Source organism: Erythrobacter neustonensis, assembly GCF_001663175.1.
Taxonomy (GTDB): Bacteria; Pseudomonadota; Alphaproteobacteria; order Sphingomonadales; family Sphingomonadaceae; genus Erythrobacter; species Erythrobacter neustonensis.
Genome location: NZ_CP016033.1, coordinates 1669697 through 1686814 on the forward strand (window position 1 = coordinate 1669697; position 17118 = coordinate 1686814).

Below are 17118 nucleotides of genomic sequence, written 5' to 3' on the forward strand. Positions count from 1 at the left end.
CTGACATAAGGGAGTAGATGATGGCTGGATCGACCAATGCACTGCAGAAGCCGGTGACCCTTTCGGGTGACCTTGAAGCGGTGATCGGCAAGGGCCCGATGACCCGCGCTCAGGTGACTTCGAAGGTGTGGGAATACATCAAGGCGAATGACCTGCAGGACGCCAAGGACAAGCGCCAGATCAACCCCGACGACAAGCTCGGCGCGGTGATCGGCAAGGACCAGATCTCGATGTTCAAGATGACCGCTGCGGTCTCCAAGCATCTCAAGTAAGCCTCCGGGGCGCCTGCCGGCGCTCATTGGACTTGCAACATCAGCGGCGCGCGATCCGGTAGGGTCCGCGCCGCTTTTGCGTGGGGCCGGATGGCACCGGCGCGCCCTTCCATGACAGCGCGATCGTGCCGTCGGCGACCAGTGCCTCGGCAGCGGCATGCACCGCGTCCATCCGGGCGCGCCAGCCGCCATTAGGCCCGGCCAGCAGCCGCGCGGCCTCGCTCGGGCAGATCGTTGCGCCCGGCGCGCGGCGTGCGAGGAGGGTGAGGATCGCCTCGGGCGGGGTCACGCCGTCTCGCCGCGCCGCCGCCGCAGCAGCGGCAGGCATCCGCCGGTCCACAGCGCCAGCCAGATGATCGCCGGCTGGGCGAACATCCGCGGGACGTGATAGGCAAGACCCAGCCCGCCGCCATCGCTGCGCGCCATGTCGATCGCGAAATGGTTGATGTTGGCGGGAAACACGCACAGCGCATAGGCCGCCAGCCCCCATGCGGCCCATTGCCGCAGCCGTTCGGAAAAGGGCTGCGCTAGGCCTACCGCGCCGAGAATTTCGGCCACCCCCGTCCACCACACCACCGCTTCGGGCGCGGGCACCCAGCCGGGCATGATGGTGAGGAACGGCGCAGGGTTGGCAAGGTGGATCACCCCCGCGACAAAATAGAACAGCGTGAGCACCCAGCGCAGCACGGTGCGGATCATGCGTGCGCTCCCGTGCCGGGCGCCCATCCGGGGGCGGCAAGCGTGAAGCCGGCAAAGTCGAAGCCGGGCACGACCACGCAGGTCACGAGGCTGTATCCATGCACGCCGCCATCGACCGCGCGGGCCGCCTGCCATTCGCCAGGCGCGACGAGGCCCTGCAATTGCTGGCCTGCCGCAACCTGCGCGCCCAGCGTGACCGAACGTTCGGGGCCGTCATCGCTTGCCGCCAACCGCAGGTCGAGCGGATCGCCCGCCTGCCAGATCCACAGCTCGGCCGCGTCGACCTTGTGCCAGTGCGAGGCGTCGCCGCTGCGCAGCAGGAACAGGATCGCGGTGCCTTGCGCACGGCCATCGGGGCCCGGCGCGGCGCGCCATGTCTCGCGGTACCATCCGCCCTCGGGGTGCGGCGCAAGCGCCAATTGTCCGATCAATGCGTCCGCGCTATCCATGCCGTGACCTTTGCCTGATGTTTCAGGCGCTCTAGCTTCGGGAGCTTGCCACATGCAACTTTTCGCGCCCTCGCGTCTTGCCCTTGCCGCCGCGCTGCTGGTCGCCAGCCCGCTCGCCGCGCAGAAGGCCAAGGCCCCGGCGATCGACGATCCGGCCGCCACCGCGACGGCCAATGCCGCATTGGAAGCCGCGCCGATCTTCGACGGGCACAACGACGTTCCCAACCAGCTGCGCGCGCGGCTCGCCAACCAGATCAACACGATCGATTTCGAGGATACCACCGCAATCGCACCCAGTCCCTCGGGCGCGGCGATGCAGACCGATCTTGCCCGGCTGCGGCAGGGCAAGGTCGGCGCGCAGTTCTGGTCGGTCTATGTCCCCTCCAACCCCGATGAGCCTGAAGCGGTGCAACAGGTGATCGAGCAGATCGACGTCACCCGCCGGCTGATCGCGCGCAACCCGCAGGCGCTGGCCTTTGCCACCACCGCCGATCAGGTCGAACGCGCGATGGCCGATGGCAAGATCGCTTCGTTGCTGGGGATGGAGGGCGGCCATTCGATCGGGTCGAGCCTTGGTGTACTGCGCCAGCTGCATGCGCTGGGCGCGCGTTACATGACGCTGACGCACAATAGCAACACGCCCTGGGCCGATGCGGCGACCGACAATCCGAAGTTCGACGGCCTCAGCCCGTTCGGCGTCGACGTGGTGCGCGAAATGAACCGGCTGGGTATGCTGGTCGATCTCAGCCACGTATCTGAGGCGACGATGATGGACGCGCTCGATGCGGCCCGCGCACCGGTGATCTTCAGCCATTCGGGCGCACGCGCGGTCAATGGCCATCCGCGCAACGTGCCCGACAGCGTATTGGCGCGCCTGCCCGAAAACGGCGGGATCGTGATGGTGGTCGCGCTTCCCGGCTTCCTCAACGAGGAGCGCCGCCAGTGGTTCGCGCGCCGCTCGGCCGAGGAAGCGCGGCTGAAAGCCTTGTGGCAGGGACAGCCTGCCAAGGTGACCGAGGCGATGGCCGCATGGGACAAGGCCAGTCCCGAGCCTGCGACCACGATCAGCCACATGGCCGATCACATCGACCATATCCGGAAAGTCGCGGGCACCGAACATATCGGCATCGGCGGCGATTTCGACGGCATGCCGAGCGGGCCGGTCGGCTTCGAGGATGTGCGCGGCTATCCGCTGCTGTTCGCCGAACTGGCCAAGCGCGGCTATTCGCAGGCCGAACTCGAAATGATCGCGAGCCGCAATATCCTGCGCGTGATGCGCGCGGCGGAGGCTTATGCCGCGAGCCAGGCCAGTCAGCCGCCGATCGAAACGCTGATCACCCCGCCTGCCGCGGCGGGGTGATCGCCGGTCAATGCGCGTGGGCGAGCGCGGGGATGATCCACACCAGGCTCATCGCGATAACCGCGAAAGCGAGGCTGAAACCCAGCACATAACGCAGGCCGGTGTTGCTCACCGCGCCGCGCGCTGCGGTTTCATCGATATGGACGGTGCCGTCAAGATCGGTCATTTTTGCTCTCCCCATGCATCATTGACGCTACGGAAGATATTTCCGTAACGTCAATCAACCATCATGCGGAAGATGCGTTCCCGCAGAGCGCTTCCGCGGGAAATTTTGGCAAAGTCAGGCGGCGGGCTTCAGCTCGCTGGAGAGCTTCAATACCTCATCGCCATCATCCTGTTCGATCAGATAGGCGGGATCGTCCTTGCCACCGTTGCGGGTAATTTCAGAGCCCTTGATGGTGCGCGTCACCTTGCGCTCGTAGCGGTCGATGATCTTGCCGGTCGCGGTGCCGTTGCCCCACGACCAGCTGACCATCTGGCCCTTGCGGAAGGTGTCGCTCACCTGGCGTTACTGCGCTGCGGCAGTGGGGGCGGCGTCGCTGGTCACGCCGTCGATCGAGCTGCCGTCGTCGGCAGCCTGTTCGGCCTGCGCTTCGACGCGGCGTTCGACGTTCATCTGGCTTTCGACGGGGTCCTGGCTCAAGGCGCCGGTCAACCAGATCACCGTCATCGCGATCGCGGCGAGCGCAAGGCTGATGATCAGCACCCAACGCACGTGGCCACCCTTGGTGCCGGCCTTGGCATCGACATCGTCGATCACGATCGGCGCGTCGGGGGTGTTGGGGTCGGTGTGCATCGAATTCTCCTGTCCTGTGTTGGAAAGACAGAAGCCATGCGCTTGCCCGAATGTTCAGACCTGCCGACGAGCCGGTGCTCTGGTGCGATGAACGGAGGTGCGTCGCTCGCGCCGCCTCAATCGCGCAGCAATTCGTTGATCCCGGTCTTGGAACGGGTCTGCGCGTCCACGGTCTTGACGATCACCGCGCAATAGAGGCTGGGGCCGGGGGTGCCATCGGGCAGAGGCTTGCCCGGCAGCGAACCGGGGACGACCACCGCATAGGGCGGGACTTCGCCGATGTGAACCTCGCCGGTCGCGCGGTCGACGATCTTGGTCGACGCGCCGAGATAGACGCCCATCGACAGCACGGCCCCTTCGCCCACACGCACACCTTCGGCGACTTCGGCGCGGGCGCCGATGAAGGCACCGTCTCCGATGATGACCGGTCCGGCCTGAAGCGGCTCAAGCACGCCGCCGATGCCTGCGCCGCCCGAAATATGCACATTCGCACCGATCTGCGCGCACGACCCGACCGTGGCCCAGGTGTCGATCATCGTGTTTTCGCCGACATAGGCACCGATGTTGACGAAGCTCGGCATCAGCACGACGCCCTTGGAGATGTGCGCCCCGCGCCGCACCACTGCGCCGGGCACTACGCGGAAGCCTGCATCCTTGAAGCGGTTTTCGCCCCATCCGGCGAATTTCAGCGGAACTTTGTCGAACGCGGGCGCGCCCGCCGCGCCGCCATCCATCACGCGGTTGTCGTTGAGGCGGAAGCTGAGCAGCACCGCCTTCTTGAGCCACTGGTTGACCTGCCAGCCGCCATTGCCATCGGGCGAGGCGACCCGTGCCTCACCGCTGTCGAGCAGCGCGAGCGCATCGCTCACCGCATGGCGCACTTCGTGGCCCGGTGCGATGTCGGCGCGGTTTTCCCATGCGGCTTCGATGGCGGCGATCAGGTCTTCGTGCATGGGTGTCTCCGGCGGTCTGTTCCAACGCGCGCCTAGCCGCGCCGCGCAGGCTCGGCAAGCGCATGATGCAAAGCGGGAAGGGTCACAGGCAGGCGCCGCAAAGGCACGCGCGCTCGTCCCGTAAGGGGCCTGCCCGGAAAGACTATTCCTCCATCCCTGCGGCAAGCGCGAACTGGTAAGCGCGTTCCGCCAGCGGGCGCACGCGCTCGCTCATCGCCTGGGCATGGGCGCTGGACGCCGTCCCATCGATCACGCGCTTCTTGATGCCCTGCATGATCCCGGCCAAGCGGAACAGGTTGTAGGCGAAATACCAGTCCATGGGCGGCACGGGATAGCCGGTGCGCGCGACATAGCGTTCGACTGCCTGTTCGACCGTGGGAATGCCCAGCGCCTCCAGATCGAGCCCCGACAGCCCGGCGCGCCCGTCGGCGGGCTGATACCAGTTGAGCATCAGGTAGCTGAAATCGGCAATCGGATCGCCCAGTGTCGATAGCTCCCAGTCGAGCACTGCGATGATCTTCGGCTCGTCATGCGCGAAGATCACGTTGTCGAGCCGGTAGTCGCCGTGCACCACAGACGAGCCATGCTGCGGCGGAATGGTTTGCGGCAGCCATGCGATCAGCCGCTCCATCTCGGGCATGTGCTCGGTTTCGGAGAGCTTGTACTGCTTGGTCCAGCGCGCGATCTGGCGCGCGCAGTAATCGGTGGGCTTGCCATAATCGCCCATGCCGATCGCCTGCGGATCGTTGAGGTGCAGATCGGCCATCGTGTCGATCAGCGCGTGGTAATGTTCGCGGCGTTCCTCGGGCGTGAGGCCCGGCAGCGCGCCGTTCCACAAACTACGCCCGTCGGCCATGCTCATCACGAAGAACTTCGACCCGATCACGTCCGTGTCTTCGCACAGGCCATAGGTCCGCGGGACGGGGAAGCCGGTGGGATAAAGTCCCGTCATCGCCGCATATTCGCGGTCGACCGCGTGGGCGCTGGGGAGCAGCTTGCCGAACGGCTGGCGGCGCAGCACGTAGGACGCGCCCGGCGTGTCGATCCGGTAGGTCGGGTTCGATTGCCCGCCCTTGAACTTGGTGTAACTGATCGGCCCTTCGAAGCCTTCGACGTGCTCTTCGAACCACGCGGTCAATGCGGGCAGGTCGAGCGCGTCCTTCTCGGTCACTGCGACCGTGCCGACCATTTCCTTGTCGAAGTCGATTGCCTGATTGTCCGCCATCAGTCGAACACCACCACGGTGCGGGCAGATGTGCCCTTGCGCATCGTGTCGAAGCCGTCGTTGACCTGGTCGAGGCTGATGCGTTCGGCGATGATCGTGTCGAGATCGAGCAGCCCGCGCAGGTAGAAATCGACCAGCCGCGGCAGATCGACCGGGAAGTGGTTCATCCCCATGATCGCGCCCATCAGCTTCTTCCCGCCAAGCAGATCCATCGCGCCAAGGCCCACTTTGCAGTCCAGCGGCATCATCCCGAGGATGACCGCGGTCCCGCCGCGGCGCAGCGAAGCGACCGCAAGATCGGCCGAGGCTTGCCGTCCGACGGCCTCGATCCCCCAATCGACCCCGCCGCTGCTGATCGCGATGATCTGCTTGGCGGCATCCTCCGCCATCGCATCGACGGTGTGGGTCGCGCCCAGCACTTCGGCCAGCGCGCGCTTTTCGGGCAGGGGATCGGCGGCGATGATCTTGCCTGCGCCCGCGATTTTCGCGGCGTTGATCGCGGCGAGGCCCACGCCGCCGCAACCCACCACCAGGACGGTTTCGCCCGGGGTGACCTTGCAGGCGTTGAAGATCGTCCCCGCGCCAGTCGTCACCGCGCAGCCGAGCAGCGCTGCGCGATCAAACGGCATCGCCTTGTCGATCGCGACGCAGGCGTGTTCGTGGATCAGCATCTGTTCGGACAGGGCCGAGAGATTGAGCATCTGATTTACGGGCGCACCGTCACCGAAAGCAATGCGCGCGCCATCGCCCTTCTGGCGGCGGGTGTCCGCGCCAAGGCACAGCGCCATGCGGCCCGTGACGCAGAATTCGCAGTGGCCGCAAAAGGCCGACAGGCAGGAAACGACATGATCGCCCGGCTTGACCGTGCGCACTTCGCTGCCGACCGCGCGGACAATGCCGGCCGCCTCGTGACCCGGAATCGCGGGGAGCGCGTGGGGGTAATGCCCGTCGATGAAGTGGAGGTCCGAATGGCACAGCCCGCACGCCTTGGTGTCGATCAGCACTTCGTGCGGGCCGGGCGCGGCATAGGTGACTTCGGCGATGCGAAGGCCCTGGCCGGGTTGCTCAAGGATGGCGGCTTTTGCCATGGGTGTCCTCATTGATGTGGGTTGGTTAGCCGGGGCGGCGCCTGTGCGGCGGCCGCCCCGGATGCAGTCGGCAGACGTTGCCGCTTAGCGCGCGACGCCCATGTCGCCCGAGCTGAAGCTGGCGGTGTCATTCACCGCGCGCCCGTGGTCGCCGCGCAGCGCGTTGGCCGTGGGCCCCGGAACCGGCGCGTGCTTGGCAAATTCCATGTGCGCGATCGAGCGGGCGTGGACTTCGTCCGGCCCGTCCGCCAGACGCAGTGTGCGCTGGTGGGCATAGGCCGAGGCAAGGCCGTAATCGTCCGACACGCCGCCGCCGCCATGCGCCTGGATCGCATCGTCGATGATCTTGAGCGCCATGTTGGGCGCCTGCACCTTGATCATCGCAATTTCCTGCTTGGCCGACTTGTTGCCGACCTTGTCCATCATGTCGGCCGCCTTGAGGCAGAGCAGGCGGGTCATTTCGATATCGATGCGGGCGCGCGCGACGCGCTCTTCCCAGACCGAGTGCTTGTAGACCGGCTTGCCGAAGGCTTCGCGTTCCTGCAGGCGGCGGCACATCTTGGCCAGCGCCTCTTCGGCGGTGCCGATGGTGCGCATGCAGTGGTGGATGCGGCCCGGCCCGAGGCGCCCCTGCGCGATCTCGAACCCGCGTCCTTCGCCAAGCAGGATGTTTTCGGCCGGAACGCGGACGTTGACCATCTCGACTTCCATGTGGCCGTGCGGGGCATCGTCATAGCCGAACACGGGCAGATGGCGCAGGATGTTCACGCCGGGCGTGTCGATCGGCATCAGGATCTGCGATTGCTGCGCGTGGCGCTGCGCATCGGGATTGGTCTTGCCCATCACGATCGCGATCTTGCAGCGCGGATCGCCAAGGCCCGAAGACCACCACTTGCGCCCGTTGATGATGTAATGATCGCCGTCGCGCTCGATCCGGGTCTCGATGTTGGTCGCATCGGACGAGGCGGTGTTGGGCTCGGTCATCAGGAAGGCCGAACGGATCTCGCCGTTCATCAGCGGACGCAGCCACTGCTCCTTCTGCGCGGCGGTGCCGTAGCGGTGGAAGACTTCCATGTTGCCGGTGTCAGGCGCGGAGCAGTTGAACACTTCCGATGCCCAGGTGATGCGGCCCATTTCCTCGGCGCACAGCGCATATTCGAGGTTGGTGAGGCCCGGGCCTTCGAATTCGAAGGTATCGTCGACATGGTGGTGGCTGTCGTTGCGCGGCGGCATGAACAGGTTCCAGATGCCCGCTTCCTTGGCGAGCTTCTTCTTGTCCTCGATGATGTCGATCACCTTCCAGCGGCCACCGGCGGCGTCCTGCGTCTTGTAGGTGTCCATGTTGGGGCGGATATGCGTGTCGATGAAATCGCGCACACGATCGCGCCAGTAAACCTGGCGTTCGGTGGGTTCAAAATCCATTGGGGGAGTTCCTCTCGTCCTTGCGTCTAATCGAATCTTGGGGTGATCGTGGCAGAGCGTGGCGCACCCGCCAAGCTCTCATTTCTGCAAGAATTACGCGCCGATCGAATGGCCTTCCGGGTCGGCGCGCGCCGCCTCGTCGAGCGGACTGGCGTGTGCCTGCGCCCGGTGATGGACCAGCCGTGCGAGCCGCGCCTCGTGCTCTTGCCGGCTGATCGGGAAGCGGATCAGCCAGAACGCCGCCGCCAGCGCCAGCACCACCGCCGACCCGCCGAAAGCCAGCACCAGCCGGGTCAGCACCGCCGGATCGACGCTGGAGGGGGCGGCATTGGCGGGAAGCTGCGAGAAGGCGATGATTTGCCCGGTCAGGAAGATGCCGAGCCCGGTCGCGCATTTCTGGATCAGCCAGTTGCCCGAATAGAACGCGGCCTCCGCGCGGCGGTGGGTGCGCTCCTCGAAAGCCTCGACGATTTCGGCGATCATCGACGTGGCCGACACCATCGAGACAACGCCGAGCGTGTTGGCAAACAGCAGGAAGGCAAAGAAGGCGAGGGTGGAGGGATAGCTGCCCGCAGGCGGCCACGCGCCGATCAGGAACAGCGCATAAGGCGCAAAGCCGATTGCTGCGCCCGCCACCGCGGTAAAGGCGGCAGTGCGCGCCTTGCCCCAGCGCGCATGCATCGGCCCGATCACCACGAACATCAGCACCACCGAGGCGAACAGCACCAGCGGATAGAGCACCAGCTGTTCGCGGGTGAGCTGCCACACGAACAGGTTGAGATAGTTCGAGATCGAGAAAATCAGCCCCTGATTGACATAGGCCGCCACCGCGCCCGCCGCGAGGATCAGGAACGCGCGTTCGGAAAATGCCTCGGTAATCTCGGCAAAAGCGGTCTTCAGCGAAAAGGGCGGGGGCTTGTGCGCTGGCAGACGGGCAAGCAGCCGGTGCTGTCCCAGCGCCGAACCGATCACCGACACCGCCATCACCACCGCGCCGAACACGCCGAACGCGAAATAGCCATCGGGATCGAGCAGGCCTTGCGCGCCCGGCATGAACACGGTGTAGGCCAGCACCATCATGCCCAGCCCCCCGATCCATCCCGCCAGCGCGCGGTAGCGGAACAGCGTGGTGCGCTCGTCATAGTCCTGCGTCATTTCAGGGACGAGGCTGATCGACGGCACCTCGCACGCCGACAGCAGCAGCCGCACCACGATCGCAATGCCGACAAGCCCGAGGAACGAAGGCTCCGCGCCCGCCGGGGGCGTCCACAGATAGGCCCAGGCAAAGGCGAGCGGAACGGGCGCGGCATAAAGCCACGGCAGGCGGCGGCCCCACGCGGTATAGGTGCGGTCGGACAGGTTGCCGATCAGGGGATCGACCAGCGCATCGACCAGCAGCGCGATCAGCAGCGCAAGGCTGACCAGCCCCGCATCCATCCCCAGCACCTGATTGTAATAGATCAGCAGAAAGAACGAAAAGCCGTTGTCCTTCACGCCAAAGGCCACCGCGCCCGCGCCGTGGATGATGCGCAGCCGCGTGGGCAATTGCTGCCCGGTTTGCGGCGCGCGCACAGCGCTCATGTGGCGGGGCTCCGCACGCCCGCCGCCAGACCCGTTCCGGTCACTGTCTCTCTCCCTTATTGGGTTGCAAGACTAGACCGATTGGTGCCTGCGTCAATCGCGCAAGACGCGTCTTTGCGCCTGACGCTACGGCACGCGCGGTAACAAGATCGGCGCTTGCAGCGCTTGCCGAATTGCTCCTAACGTAAGCGTCAAGTGAGAGACGAGAGAGGAGACTCGGCCCGTGACCGATCTGGAAAACTTCCGCACTGAAACCCGCGCCTGGCTGGAGGCGAACTGCCCGCCCGAGATGCGCGAACCCGTGCGCGGCGAGGACGATATCTACTGGGGCGGCCGCCGCGCGACCTTCAAGAACGATGCCCAGCGCGCATGGCTCGAAGCGTGTGTCGCCAAGGGCTACACCGTGCCGATGTGGCCCAAGGAATATGGCGGCGCAGGGCTGACCGCTCCGCAAGCCAAGGTGCTGCGCGAGGAAATGGGCGCGATCAATGCGCGGCCGCCGTTGAGCAGCTTCGGGATCTGGATGCTCGGCCCGGCGCTGCTGCATTTCGGCACCGAAGGCCAGAAGCAGCGCTTCCTCAACGAAATCGCGCGCGGCGAAATCCGTTGGTGCCAGGGCTATTCGGAACCGGGTTCGGGCAGCGACCTTGTGTCCTTGCAGACCTATGGCGAGGATAAGGGCGATCACTGGGTCGTCAACGGCAGCAAGATCTGGACATCTTACGCCGATCAGGCCGACTGGATCTTCTGCCTTGTCCGCACCGACAAGACCGACAAGTATCAGGGCATCACCTTCATGCTGTTCGACATGGCAAGCGAAGGCGTGACCACCAAGCCGATCCAACTGATCAGCGGCTCCTCGCCCTTCTGCGAGACCTTCTTCGATGATGTCACCGTGCCCAAATCCTATGGCGACGACGTGCCCGCTTACGTGGGCACGGTGGGCCGCGGCTGGGACGTGGCGAAGTACCTCCTCGGCCACGAACGCGAGATGATTTCGGGCGCGGACGGGGGCGAACGAGCGGCAGCGATCGGCGCGGCGATGAAGCGCCATGCCGCCAGGACCGGCGATGAGATCGACCCCGTGCTGCGCGCCGAACTTGCCAATTTCGATGTCGATGCGCTGGCTTACGCGGCGATGGGCGAGAAATTCCTCGACGAGATCAAGGTCGGCAAGGCGCACCCCGCGCAGCCCAACATGATGAAATACGCCGGGACCGAGCTGAACAAGCGCCGTCACGAGTTGGTGATGGCGGTCGGCGGTGCCCGCGCGCTCGAATGGGAGAGCGAGGCGACCGATGGCGGCAAGCCTGCCAAAAGCTGGCTGCGCACCAAGGCGAATTCGATCGAGGGCGGGACATCCGAGGTGATGCTCAACGTCATCGCCAAGCGCATCCTCGACTTGCCGGGCGCCTGATTTCATCGGGCCACGCCGCCCCGGCCGGGCGCCGGGGTTACACAGAATTGGAGAGGGAACACCAATGCCCCTGTATCACACCGAAGATCAGGCGATGCTCGCCGACACCGCGCGCGGCTTCATCGCCGAGGAAGGCAATATCGCCAAGGGCCTGCGCCACTGGCGCGACCGCAACTGCAAGGACGGCTTTGGCCACGCCTTGTGGAAGCAGATGGCCGAAATGGGCTTTACCGGCATGCTGGTCGAGGAAGCCGATGGCGGGCTGGGCATGGGCCATGTCGAGGCCGGGATCGTGCTGGAAGAGATCGGACGCAATCTCACGCCTTCGCCGTTCCTGACGTCATCCGTGCTGGCGGCGACTGCCTTGAAGCACGGGTCGGACGATCTGAAGGGCCGCTACCTGCCCGGGCTGATCGCGGGCGACAGCGTGTTCGCGGTGGCGATTGACGAGACCGCCAAGCATCGCCCGAGCCGCATCACCACCCGCGCCGAGAAATCGGGCAACGGCTTCCGCCTGAACGGCGCGAAAAGCTTCGTCATTCAGGGCGCAAGCGCGGACATGATCGTGGTCGCCACGCGCACCTCGGGCAGCGACGATGATGCCGACGGGATCACGCTTTTCGCTGTCCCGCGCGATGCCGCCGGGATGAGCCACGATGCGGTGCGCCTCGTCGACAGCGCGATGGCGACGCACACCCGCTTCGATGGGGTCGAACTGGATGGCGACGCGGTGATCGGGGAGATCGACGGGGGGCGCGCCGTTCTCGATGCGATGCTGATCGCAGGCCGCGTGGGCGCCGCTGCCGAAGGCGTGGGCGTGGCCCGCGGCGCGATGGACATGACCGTCGATTACCTCAAGCAGCGCAAGCAGTTCGGCAAGCTGATCGGCGAATTTCAGGCGCTGCAACACCGCGCCAGCCACCTCTACTCCGAGGTCGAGATCGCGCGCGCGGCGACGATCAAGGCGCAGCAACTGCTCGATGCGGGCAGCGCCAATGCCGACCTGATGGCCAGCGTAGCCAAGGCCAAGGTCGCCAAGACAGCGCGGCTGGCGGTGCAGGAAGGCGTGCAGATGCACGGCGGCATCGGCATGACCGACGAATACGACATCGGCCTCTACATGAAGCGCGACCGCGCTCTGGCCGAATTCCTGGGCGATGCCCATTTCCACGCCAACCGCGTGGCCGAACTCAGCGGATATTGATCACATGGACATTCAATCACTCTTCGGCCTTCAGGGCCGCGTTGCACTCGTCACCGGCGGCAGCCGCGGGATCGGCAAGATGTTCGTCGAAGGCCTGCTCGCCGCAGGCTGCGCGCGGGTCTATATCTCGGCGCGCAAGATCGAGCAGATGCAGGCGACGATCGACCAATTCGGCGCGGATCGGGTGATCGGTATTCCCGCTGACCTCAGCCAGATGGACGGGATGATCGCGCTGGCGGACGAGCTGAAGTCGCGCGAGGATCATCTCGATATCCTTATCAACAACGCGGGCGCGGCATGGGGCCAGCCCTATCTCGAATTCACCGAGGCCGGCTGGCACCGGACGATGGATCTGAACGTCAAAACCCCGTTCTTCCTGACGCAGAAGCTCCACGATCTGCTGGTCGCGGGCGGCAAGCAGGGGCGCCCGGCCAAGGTGATCCACGTCTCCTCGATCGACGGGCAGCGGATCAATCCGTGGGAAACCTATGCCTATCAGGCATCGAAGGCGGCGGTGATCCAACTGACCCGGCGCATGGCCGCGCGGCTGATCCAGGACAATATCGTCGTCACCTCGATCGCGCCCGGCGCCTTCCCCTCCGAGATGAACAAGGCCGCCAAGGACGCGCCCGATGCATCGGCGAGCGGCATCCCGGCCAAGCGCATCGGCACGGCCGAAGACATGGCGGCAGCCGCAATCTACCTGTGCAGCCGCGCAGGCGATTACGTGGTGGGCGATACGCTGACCGTGGATGGCGGCGTGGTCAACGCGCTGCTTCCCAACCACTTTGCCGATCCGGCGGGCGGCGGGCACTGATCCTGCGGCGATGAAAAAAAGGGGCCGGGAGAGCGATCTTCCGGCCCCTTTTTCATGCCCGGGCGGCGCGGGCGTGCGGCAAAATGTCGCTGGGCGATGGCACCGGCTGGCACTTTGCGCGCTTATCTCCTGACCAAGCCCGAAAAGGAGCGCAAAGCCATGGCATCGATACCCACGCCCAATCCCGATACGGTTGAACCCGCCGCGCCGCCGATCGAAACCCCGCCGCCGATGGATGACCCGATCGAGCCCGCAAGCCCGCCCGAAACCGAGCCGCCCGCGCCCGATATCGACCAGCCGGGCCGCGGGCCTGACGAAGTTCCGCCCGAGTAACGGCTTCGCATCAGGCCCGGTGGATGATCCTCAATAATTCCACTGGGCCTGAAGGCGCAGGATCTGCCCCTCGGCCTGACCCGTGCGGCGCTCGTCGGCTTCCTTGCGCTTGGCAAAGCCATAGGTCGCGGTGATTTCCAGCGCCTTGTCGATCTGCATTTCGAGCCCGAGTTCGAGTTCCTCGGTTTCGAGCCGCGGGGAATTGATCGCCGCCTTGAAACCGCCGCGGTAATACTGCCAGCGCGCGAAGGGATAGATCGTCCCGAGCGGGCTTTCGTCGATTTTGCCCATCACCTGCACATAACCGCCGTTGAGCGGGCGTTCCTCGATCTGGCCGGTCGCGGGAACGAATTCCGGGCCGGTGCCCCAGTTCCATTCGGCCTGCACGCCGATGGGCTGCGGGTAGAGGATCGCGTGGACGTTGACGCGTTCGTCCTTGAAGCTTGCGGCGCTGAGGCCGCCGGTGCGCACTTCGGGGCGGATGCGGTTGTGCATCACCGATCCGCCGATTTCGAAGACCTGCCCGTCAAGCCCGATGCCGCCCAGTTCGAACGGCCAGGTCGCCAGACCCACCAGCATCACCCCGTCGTTGCCTTCGGTGCGATTGAGCCCTTGCCCGTTGAAAGCGCCGAACCCGAAAGCACCGTAATTGCCGAAAAGCTTTTGCCCGTCATCCTCGAGCCGCTTCCAGATCGCCTGCACGCGTGCGGGCGTGTAATAGGCGACGATCCCCAAATCGCGCTCGCCCGAGGCCGCCGAATTGATCGCATCGGTGCGGTCGAGCGCGAGGCGGTTCGAGGAGGACTGCATGTTCTCCCAGCCATACGGCACTTTCGACTGGCCCAGCCGGACGCGGAACGACTTGTCATCGAAGGGGAAGACATCGGCATACATGTCGCGCAGGCTGACGCTGCCTTCGCGCCGCTCTCCCGCCGACTGGTTCGATACCGCGGCGGCAAAATCGGGCTGGAAGTAAAGCGAGACGTGCTCGTTAATATCGCCCTGCAGCACCAGCCGCATCCGGCGGAAGCTGAAATTGTTGCCCGGGCGCACGTCGCCGTCGCCGATCGTGCGCAGACGCGAAATGCCCGCCGGCGCATCGGCATCGCCCGACACGATCTGGTTGAACCGCATCTGCGTGTAACCGCGCAGGCGCAGCTTTTCATACCACGCCTTGGGCTTGGCCGGCGCAGGCGCGGCGGCAAGCTGGGCGGCGGTAACGGGGGCATCGGCAGCCGGGCCGGCGAGCGGTGCAGGCGAGGGGGCCGCGGCGGGGGTCTGCGACACCGCCAATGCGGGCGCGGGCGCGGGCGCGGCAGGGGCCGCGCGCTGCGCCTGAAGCGCGCCGACCAGCGCCTTCAATTCGTCGATCTGGCGCTGGAGATCGGCAATTGTTGCGCCATCGGCCGATTCGCCCACTGCCGGGGCCGTGCCTTGCGCAATCGCGGGAAGGCTGGCGGAAAGCAGAAAACCTGCGGCGACAAGGCGGATTGCGGCAATCGGAGCGCGGGGCGACATAACGCAGGAGCTTTCGCAAAAGGCCCGTCGACGACCGGCCGGATGCGGGGCCATTATGGCCGCTACGTTTCACTCATGTGACAAATGCGACCGCTTTGCGATGAATTATGACAAATGCGCAAGGTCTCCAGTCTTGACCCCGATCAGACCCCCTCCAGCCCCGTTTAGACCCCGTCCCGGGCCATGTTTGCTGCGCCGAAGAGGGGCTTTGCCGGTGCTTTAAGGCCATGTTTCACGTGAAACATGCGGCCGGCTCGCGCGCCTCAGCCCATCAACCCGCGCACGAACGGGATCAGCCCGGTCTGGCGTTGGCGCTTCATGCGTTCGGCTTCGAGAATCGCGTGAACCTTCTCGAAGCAGACATCGACGTTGTCATTGATGATGACATAGTCGTATCCGTCCCAGTGGCTGATTTCCGCGCGCGCACGTTCCATCCGTGCGGCGATGACTTCGGCGCTGTCGGTCGCGCGTCCGGTGAGCCGGCGGTGAAGTTCTTCGAGCGAGGGGGGCAGGATGAATACGCGCACCACATCCTGCTGATCTTTCTGGTAAAGTTGCTGGGTTCCTTGCCAGTCGATATCGAACAATACGTCCTTGCCGTCCTTCAGACCGGCGCGGATCTTGCCCTTGGGCGTGCCATAGCGGTGGCCGAAGACATGCGCCCATTCGTAGAAGTCGTCCTCTTCGACCATCCGGTCGAATTCCTGAGGGCTGACGAAATGGTAATGCACCCCGTCGACCTCGCCGGGACGCGGCGGGCGGGTGGTGGCGCTGACCGACAGCTTGATCTCGGAATCGCGCGCAAGCAGCATCCGCGACAGCGTCGTCTTGCCCGCACCCGAGGGCGAGGACAGGATGAACATCAGGCCCCGGCGGTGCAGCCGGTCATCGGAAGTGTGTGAGGAATCGCCCATGGCGCCCGTTGCACCATCAGCGGGGGTCAAATCAAGCGCGGTCAGCCATTGCGCTTGGGCGGCTTGATCCGCGGCGCGGTTTTCTCGGCGCGCTTGCCGCGGTCGTAGAACACCTTGGCCGCCATTCCGCCGACCACCACCGCAAGGCCCAGCGGCGACTTCCGCGCCAGCCGGCTCGCCCCGTAAAGTGCAAGGCTGGAGACGATCCCGCGCTTCTCGACCAGCCGGTGCGCGCTCGACTTGCCGTGGGTTTGCGAGAGCAGACCCTTTTCCATCCGGTCGCGCAGCAAGCCGCCTGCCGCGCGCAGCACGACATCGGCAATGACAAGATTGGTGCCCGCATCGGGGCTGGGCAGCGGCACGCGGTTTTTGCCGGCCGGGGTCACGGCAGTCTCGCCACCAGCAGCGGCCGATCCCTTGCCACGCCTGACGCGCCGTGTCCGTCTGGCCATCGTGCGGGCGCCTATTTCTTCCGGCCGAAATCGATCGAGACCACGTTCGAACCATCGGGATCGACATCGGGGCCATCGTTTTCGGCATCGTCATGCGCTTCGGGTTCGAGCTCGTCGGCTGCGGCCTGGAACTGCAGCCCGAAATCGACCGCCGGATCGACGAAGGCGGTGATCGCGGCATAGGGGATCGACAGCTTGGCGGGCACCTGATTGAAGGTCAGGCTGACCGAGAAGCCCTGCGGCCCGACTTCGAGATCCCAGAACTTGTTCTGCAGCACGATCGTCATCTCGTCGGGGAAACGTTCGCGCAGGTGCGGCGGGATCGATACGCCGGGGGCGGCGGTCTTGAAGGTGATGTAGAAATGGTGCGTGCCGGGCAGCGTGCTGCCGCTGCTGACGATCGAGCCCAGCACCCTGCCGACAACCGCACGCAGGGCTTCCTGCACGATCTCGTCATAAGGGATCAGGCTGTCGGGCATATCACTGGTCATAACGGGGCAAGTGGTGGCTGCACTCGGCGACTTGGTCAAGTGGTTTGGCGCGTTTAGCCGGAATCGCCGCGCCGCGCCCGCGATGCGCGCGCGCTTGTCTTGCGCGCACGGCAGACTATAGCGCGGG

The 17118-nt window shown here is 65.5% G+C and carries 21 protein-coding genes; 6 read left to right on the forward strand and 15 right to left on the reverse strand.

Translation table 11 applies throughout. The features are described 5' to 3' along the window. The first annotated feature begins 20 nt into the window (after positions 1-20). Entirely contained in the window at positions 21-272 is a 252-nt protein-coding gene (locus A9D12_RS07730; RefSeq protein WP_068354003.1) for an SWIB/MDM2 domain-containing protein, read from the forward strand. Between the two features lie 40 nt (positions 273-312). Here A9D12_RS07730 and A9D12_RS07735 read toward each other — a convergent pair whose 3' ends face one another. From A9D12_RS07735 to A9D12_RS07745, 3 genes are read right to left on the reverse strand one after another with little or no spacing between them, the layout of a single operon-like run. Further along, positions 313-561, reverse strand: coding sequence for a DUF3253 domain-containing protein (locus A9D12_RS07735; RefSeq protein WP_068350764.1), 249 nt, complete (start codon positions 559-561; stop codon positions 313-315). Next, positions 558-971, reverse strand: a complete 414-nt coding sequence (locus tag A9D12_RS07740) for a DoxX family protein (protein ID WP_068354008.1) — start codon at positions 969-971, stop codon at positions 558-560. The genes A9D12_RS07735 and A9D12_RS07740 overlap by 4 nt, the downstream gene beginning before the upstream one ends. Further along, positions 968-1420, reverse strand: coding sequence for a cupin domain-containing protein (locus tag A9D12_RS07745; protein ID WP_068350765.1), 453 nt, complete (start codon positions 1418-1420; stop codon positions 968-970). The genes A9D12_RS07740 and A9D12_RS07745 overlap by 4 nt, the downstream gene beginning before the upstream one ends. A gap of 52 nt (positions 1421-1472) precedes the next feature. Between A9D12_RS07745 and A9D12_RS07750 the strand changes: the two genes are divergently transcribed. Beyond that, on the forward strand, positions 1473-2780 hold the full coding sequence (locus A9D12_RS07750; RefSeq protein ID WP_068350766.1) for a dipeptidase: 1308 nt from the start codon (positions 1473-1475) through the stop codon (positions 2778-2780). Positions 2781-2787: 7 nt separating this feature from the next. Here the strand turns inward: A9D12_RS07750 and A9D12_RS14670 are convergent, their stop codons facing one another. The 8 genes from A9D12_RS14670 to A9D12_RS07785 form a co-directional block, all read right to left on the reverse strand. Next, positions 2788-2946 (reverse strand): hypothetical protein, encoded by a 159-nt coding sequence (locus A9D12_RS14670; RefSeq protein ID WP_156522830.1) that lies wholly within the window; start codon positions 2944-2946, stop codon positions 2788-2790. A 114-nt stretch (positions 2947-3060) separates the two neighbouring features. Further along, entirely contained in the window at positions 3061-3282 is a 222-nt protein-coding gene (locus A9D12_RS07755) for a hypervirulence associated TUDOR domain-containing protein (RefSeq protein WP_231889572.1), read from the reverse strand. Between the two features lie 6 nt (positions 3283-3288). Beyond that, positions 3289-3576 carry a hypothetical protein gene (locus tag A9D12_RS07760; protein WP_068350767.1) on the reverse strand — a complete coding sequence of 96 codons (288 nt, stop codon included), beginning with the start codon at positions 3574-3576 and terminating at the stop codon, positions 3289-3291. A 116-nt stretch (positions 3577-3692) separates the two neighbouring features. Further along, complete coding sequence (gene dapD, locus A9D12_RS07765; RefSeq protein WP_068350768.1) at positions 3693-4529, reverse strand: 2,3,4,5-tetrahydropyridine-2,6-dicarboxylate N-succinyltransferase; 837 nt, start codon at positions 4527-4529, stop codon at positions 3693-3695. Between the two features lie 142 nt (positions 4530-4671). Next, positions 4672-5754 carry a phosphotransferase family protein gene (locus A9D12_RS07770; RefSeq protein ID WP_068350769.1) on the reverse strand — a complete coding sequence of 361 codons (1083 nt, stop codon included), beginning with the start codon at positions 5752-5754 and terminating at the stop codon, positions 4672-4674. Next, the gene (locus tag A9D12_RS07775) at positions 5754-6842 is read right to left on the reverse strand and encodes a Zn-dependent alcohol dehydrogenase (RefSeq protein ID WP_068350770.1); all 1089 of its coding nucleotides are present in this window, start codon (positions 6840-6842) and stop codon (positions 5754-5756) included. Before A9D12_RS07775 ends, A9D12_RS07770 begins: the two co-directional genes overlap by 1 nt. A gap of 84 nt (positions 6843-6926) precedes the next feature. After that, on the reverse strand, positions 6927-8264 hold the full coding sequence (locus A9D12_RS07780; protein WP_068350771.1) for an acyl-CoA dehydrogenase family protein: 1338 nt from the start codon (positions 8262-8264) through the stop codon (positions 6927-6929). 93 nt (positions 8265-8357) lie between these two features. Next, positions 8358-9845 (reverse strand): MFS transporter, encoded by a 1488-nt coding sequence (locus A9D12_RS07785; RefSeq protein ID WP_068350772.1) that lies wholly within the window; start codon positions 9843-9845, stop codon positions 8358-8360. A 223-nt stretch (positions 9846-10068) separates the two neighbouring features. Here A9D12_RS07785 and A9D12_RS07790 point away from each other — a divergent pair, with 223 nt between their 5' ends. The 4 genes from A9D12_RS07790 to A9D12_RS14880 all read left to right on the forward strand — a co-directional run bounded on the left by A9D12_RS07790 (position 10069) and on the right by A9D12_RS14880 (position 13616). Next, positions 10069-11262 carry an acyl-CoA dehydrogenase family protein gene (locus A9D12_RS07790; protein WP_068350773.1) on the forward strand — a complete coding sequence of 398 codons (1194 nt, stop codon included), beginning with the start codon at positions 10069-10071 and terminating at the stop codon, positions 11260-11262. 64 nt (positions 11263-11326) lie between these two features. Continuing rightward, the gene (locus A9D12_RS07795) at positions 11327-12466 is read left to right on the forward strand and encodes an acyl-CoA dehydrogenase family protein (protein ID WP_068350774.1); all 1140 of its coding nucleotides are present in this window, start codon (positions 11327-11329) and stop codon (positions 12464-12466) included. A gap of 4 nt (positions 12467-12470) precedes the next feature. After that, a complete protein-coding gene (locus tag A9D12_RS07800) occupies positions 12471-13283 on the forward strand; it encodes an SDR family oxidoreductase (protein ID WP_068350775.1) in 813 nt (270 codons plus the stop codon). 159 nt (positions 13284-13442) lie between these two features. Continuing rightward, on the forward strand, positions 13443-13616 hold the full coding sequence (locus A9D12_RS14880) for a hypothetical protein (RefSeq protein ID WP_197489791.1): 174 nt from the start codon (positions 13443-13445) through the stop codon (positions 13614-13616). 30 nt (positions 13617-13646) lie between these two features. Here A9D12_RS14880 and A9D12_RS07810 read toward each other — a convergent pair whose 3' ends face one another. The 4 genes from A9D12_RS07810 to A9D12_RS07825 form a co-directional block, all read right to left on the reverse strand. Further along, the gene (locus A9D12_RS07810; protein ID WP_082925459.1) at positions 13647-15134 is read right to left on the reverse strand and encodes a porin; all 1488 of its coding nucleotides are present in this window, start codon (positions 15132-15134) and stop codon (positions 13647-13649) included. A gap of 263 nt (positions 15135-15397) precedes the next feature. Continuing rightward, the gene (gene gmk, locus A9D12_RS07815; RefSeq protein WP_068350777.1) at positions 15398-16048 is read right to left on the reverse strand and encodes a guanylate kinase; all 651 of its coding nucleotides are present in this window, start codon (positions 16046-16048) and stop codon (positions 15398-15400) included. Between the two features lie 41 nt (positions 16049-16089). Next, positions 16090-16500, reverse strand: coding sequence for a hypothetical protein (locus A9D12_RS07820; protein ID WP_068350778.1), 411 nt, complete (start codon positions 16498-16500; stop codon positions 16090-16092). Between the two features lie 11 nt (positions 16501-16511). Then, positions 16512-16991, reverse strand: coding sequence for an SspB family protein (locus A9D12_RS07825; RefSeq protein ID WP_068350779.1), 480 nt, complete (start codon positions 16989-16991; stop codon positions 16512-16514). Between the last annotated feature and the right edge of the window lie 127 nt (positions 16992-17118).

Coding starts and splice junctions, on each gene's coding strand:
- A9D12_RS07760 (WP_068350767.1), bottom strand. CDS start 3,576: ATGCACACCGACCCCAACACCCCCGACGCGCCGATCGTGATCGACGAT.
- A9D12_RS14880 (WP_197489791.1), top strand. CDS start 13,443: ATGGCATCGATACCCACGCCCAATCCCGATACGGTTGAACCCGCCGCG.
- A9D12_RS07775 (WP_068350770.1), bottom strand. CDS start 6,842: ATGGCAAAAGCCGCCATCCTTGAGCAACCCGGCCAGGGCCTTCGCATC.
- A9D12_RS07825 (WP_068350779.1), bottom strand. CDS start 16,991: ATGACCAGTGATATGCCCGACAGCCTGATCCCTTATGACGAGATCGTG.
- A9D12_RS07740 (WP_068354008.1), bottom strand. CDS start 971: ATGATCCGCACCGTGCTGCGCTGGGTGCTCACGCTGTTCTATTTTGTC.
- A9D12_RS07780 (WP_068350771.1), bottom strand. CDS start 8,264: ATGGATTTTGAACCCACCGAACGCCAGGTTTACTGGCGCGATCGTGTG.
- A9D12_RS07730 (WP_068354003.1), top strand. CDS start 21: ATGGCTGGATCGACCAATGCACTGCAGAAGCCGGTGACCCTTTCGGGT.
- A9D12_RS07810 (WP_082925459.1), bottom strand. CDS start 15,134: ATGTCGCCCCGCGCTCCGATTGCCGCAATCCGCCTTGTCGCCGCAGGT.
- A9D12_RS07750 (WP_068350766.1), top strand. CDS start 1,473: ATGCAACTTTTCGCGCCCTCGCGTCTTGCCCTTGCCGCCGCGCTGCTG.
- A9D12_RS07795 (WP_068350774.1), top strand. CDS start 11,327: ATGCCCCTGTATCACACCGAAGATCAGGCGATGCTCGCCGACACCGCG.
- A9D12_RS07770 (WP_068350769.1), bottom strand. CDS start 5,754: ATGGCGGACAATCAGGCAATCGACTTCGACAAGGAAATGGTCGGCACG.
- A9D12_RS14670 (WP_156522830.1), bottom strand. CDS start 2,946: ATGACCGATCTTGACGGCACCGTCCATATCGATGAAACCGCAGCGCGC.
- A9D12_RS07745 (WP_068350765.1), bottom strand. CDS start 1,420: ATGGATAGCGCGGACGCATTGATCGGACAATTGGCGCTTGCGCCGCAC.
- A9D12_RS07820 (WP_068350778.1), bottom strand. CDS start 16,500: ATGGCCAGACGGACACGGCGCGTCAGGCGTGGCAAGGGATCGGCCGCT.
- A9D12_RS07800 (WP_068350775.1), top strand. CDS start 12,471: ATGGACATTCAATCACTCTTCGGCCTTCAGGGCCGCGTTGCACTCGTC.
- A9D12_RS07785 (WP_068350772.1), bottom strand. CDS start 9,845: ATGAGCGCTGTGCGCGCGCCGCAAACCGGGCAGCAATTGCCCACGCGG.
- dapD (WP_068350768.1), bottom strand. CDS start 4,529: ATGCACGAAGACCTGATCGCCGCCATCGAAGCCGCATGGGAAAACCGC.
- gmk (WP_068350777.1), bottom strand. CDS start 16,048: ATGGGCGATTCCTCACACACTTCCGATGACCGGCTGCACCGCCGGGGC.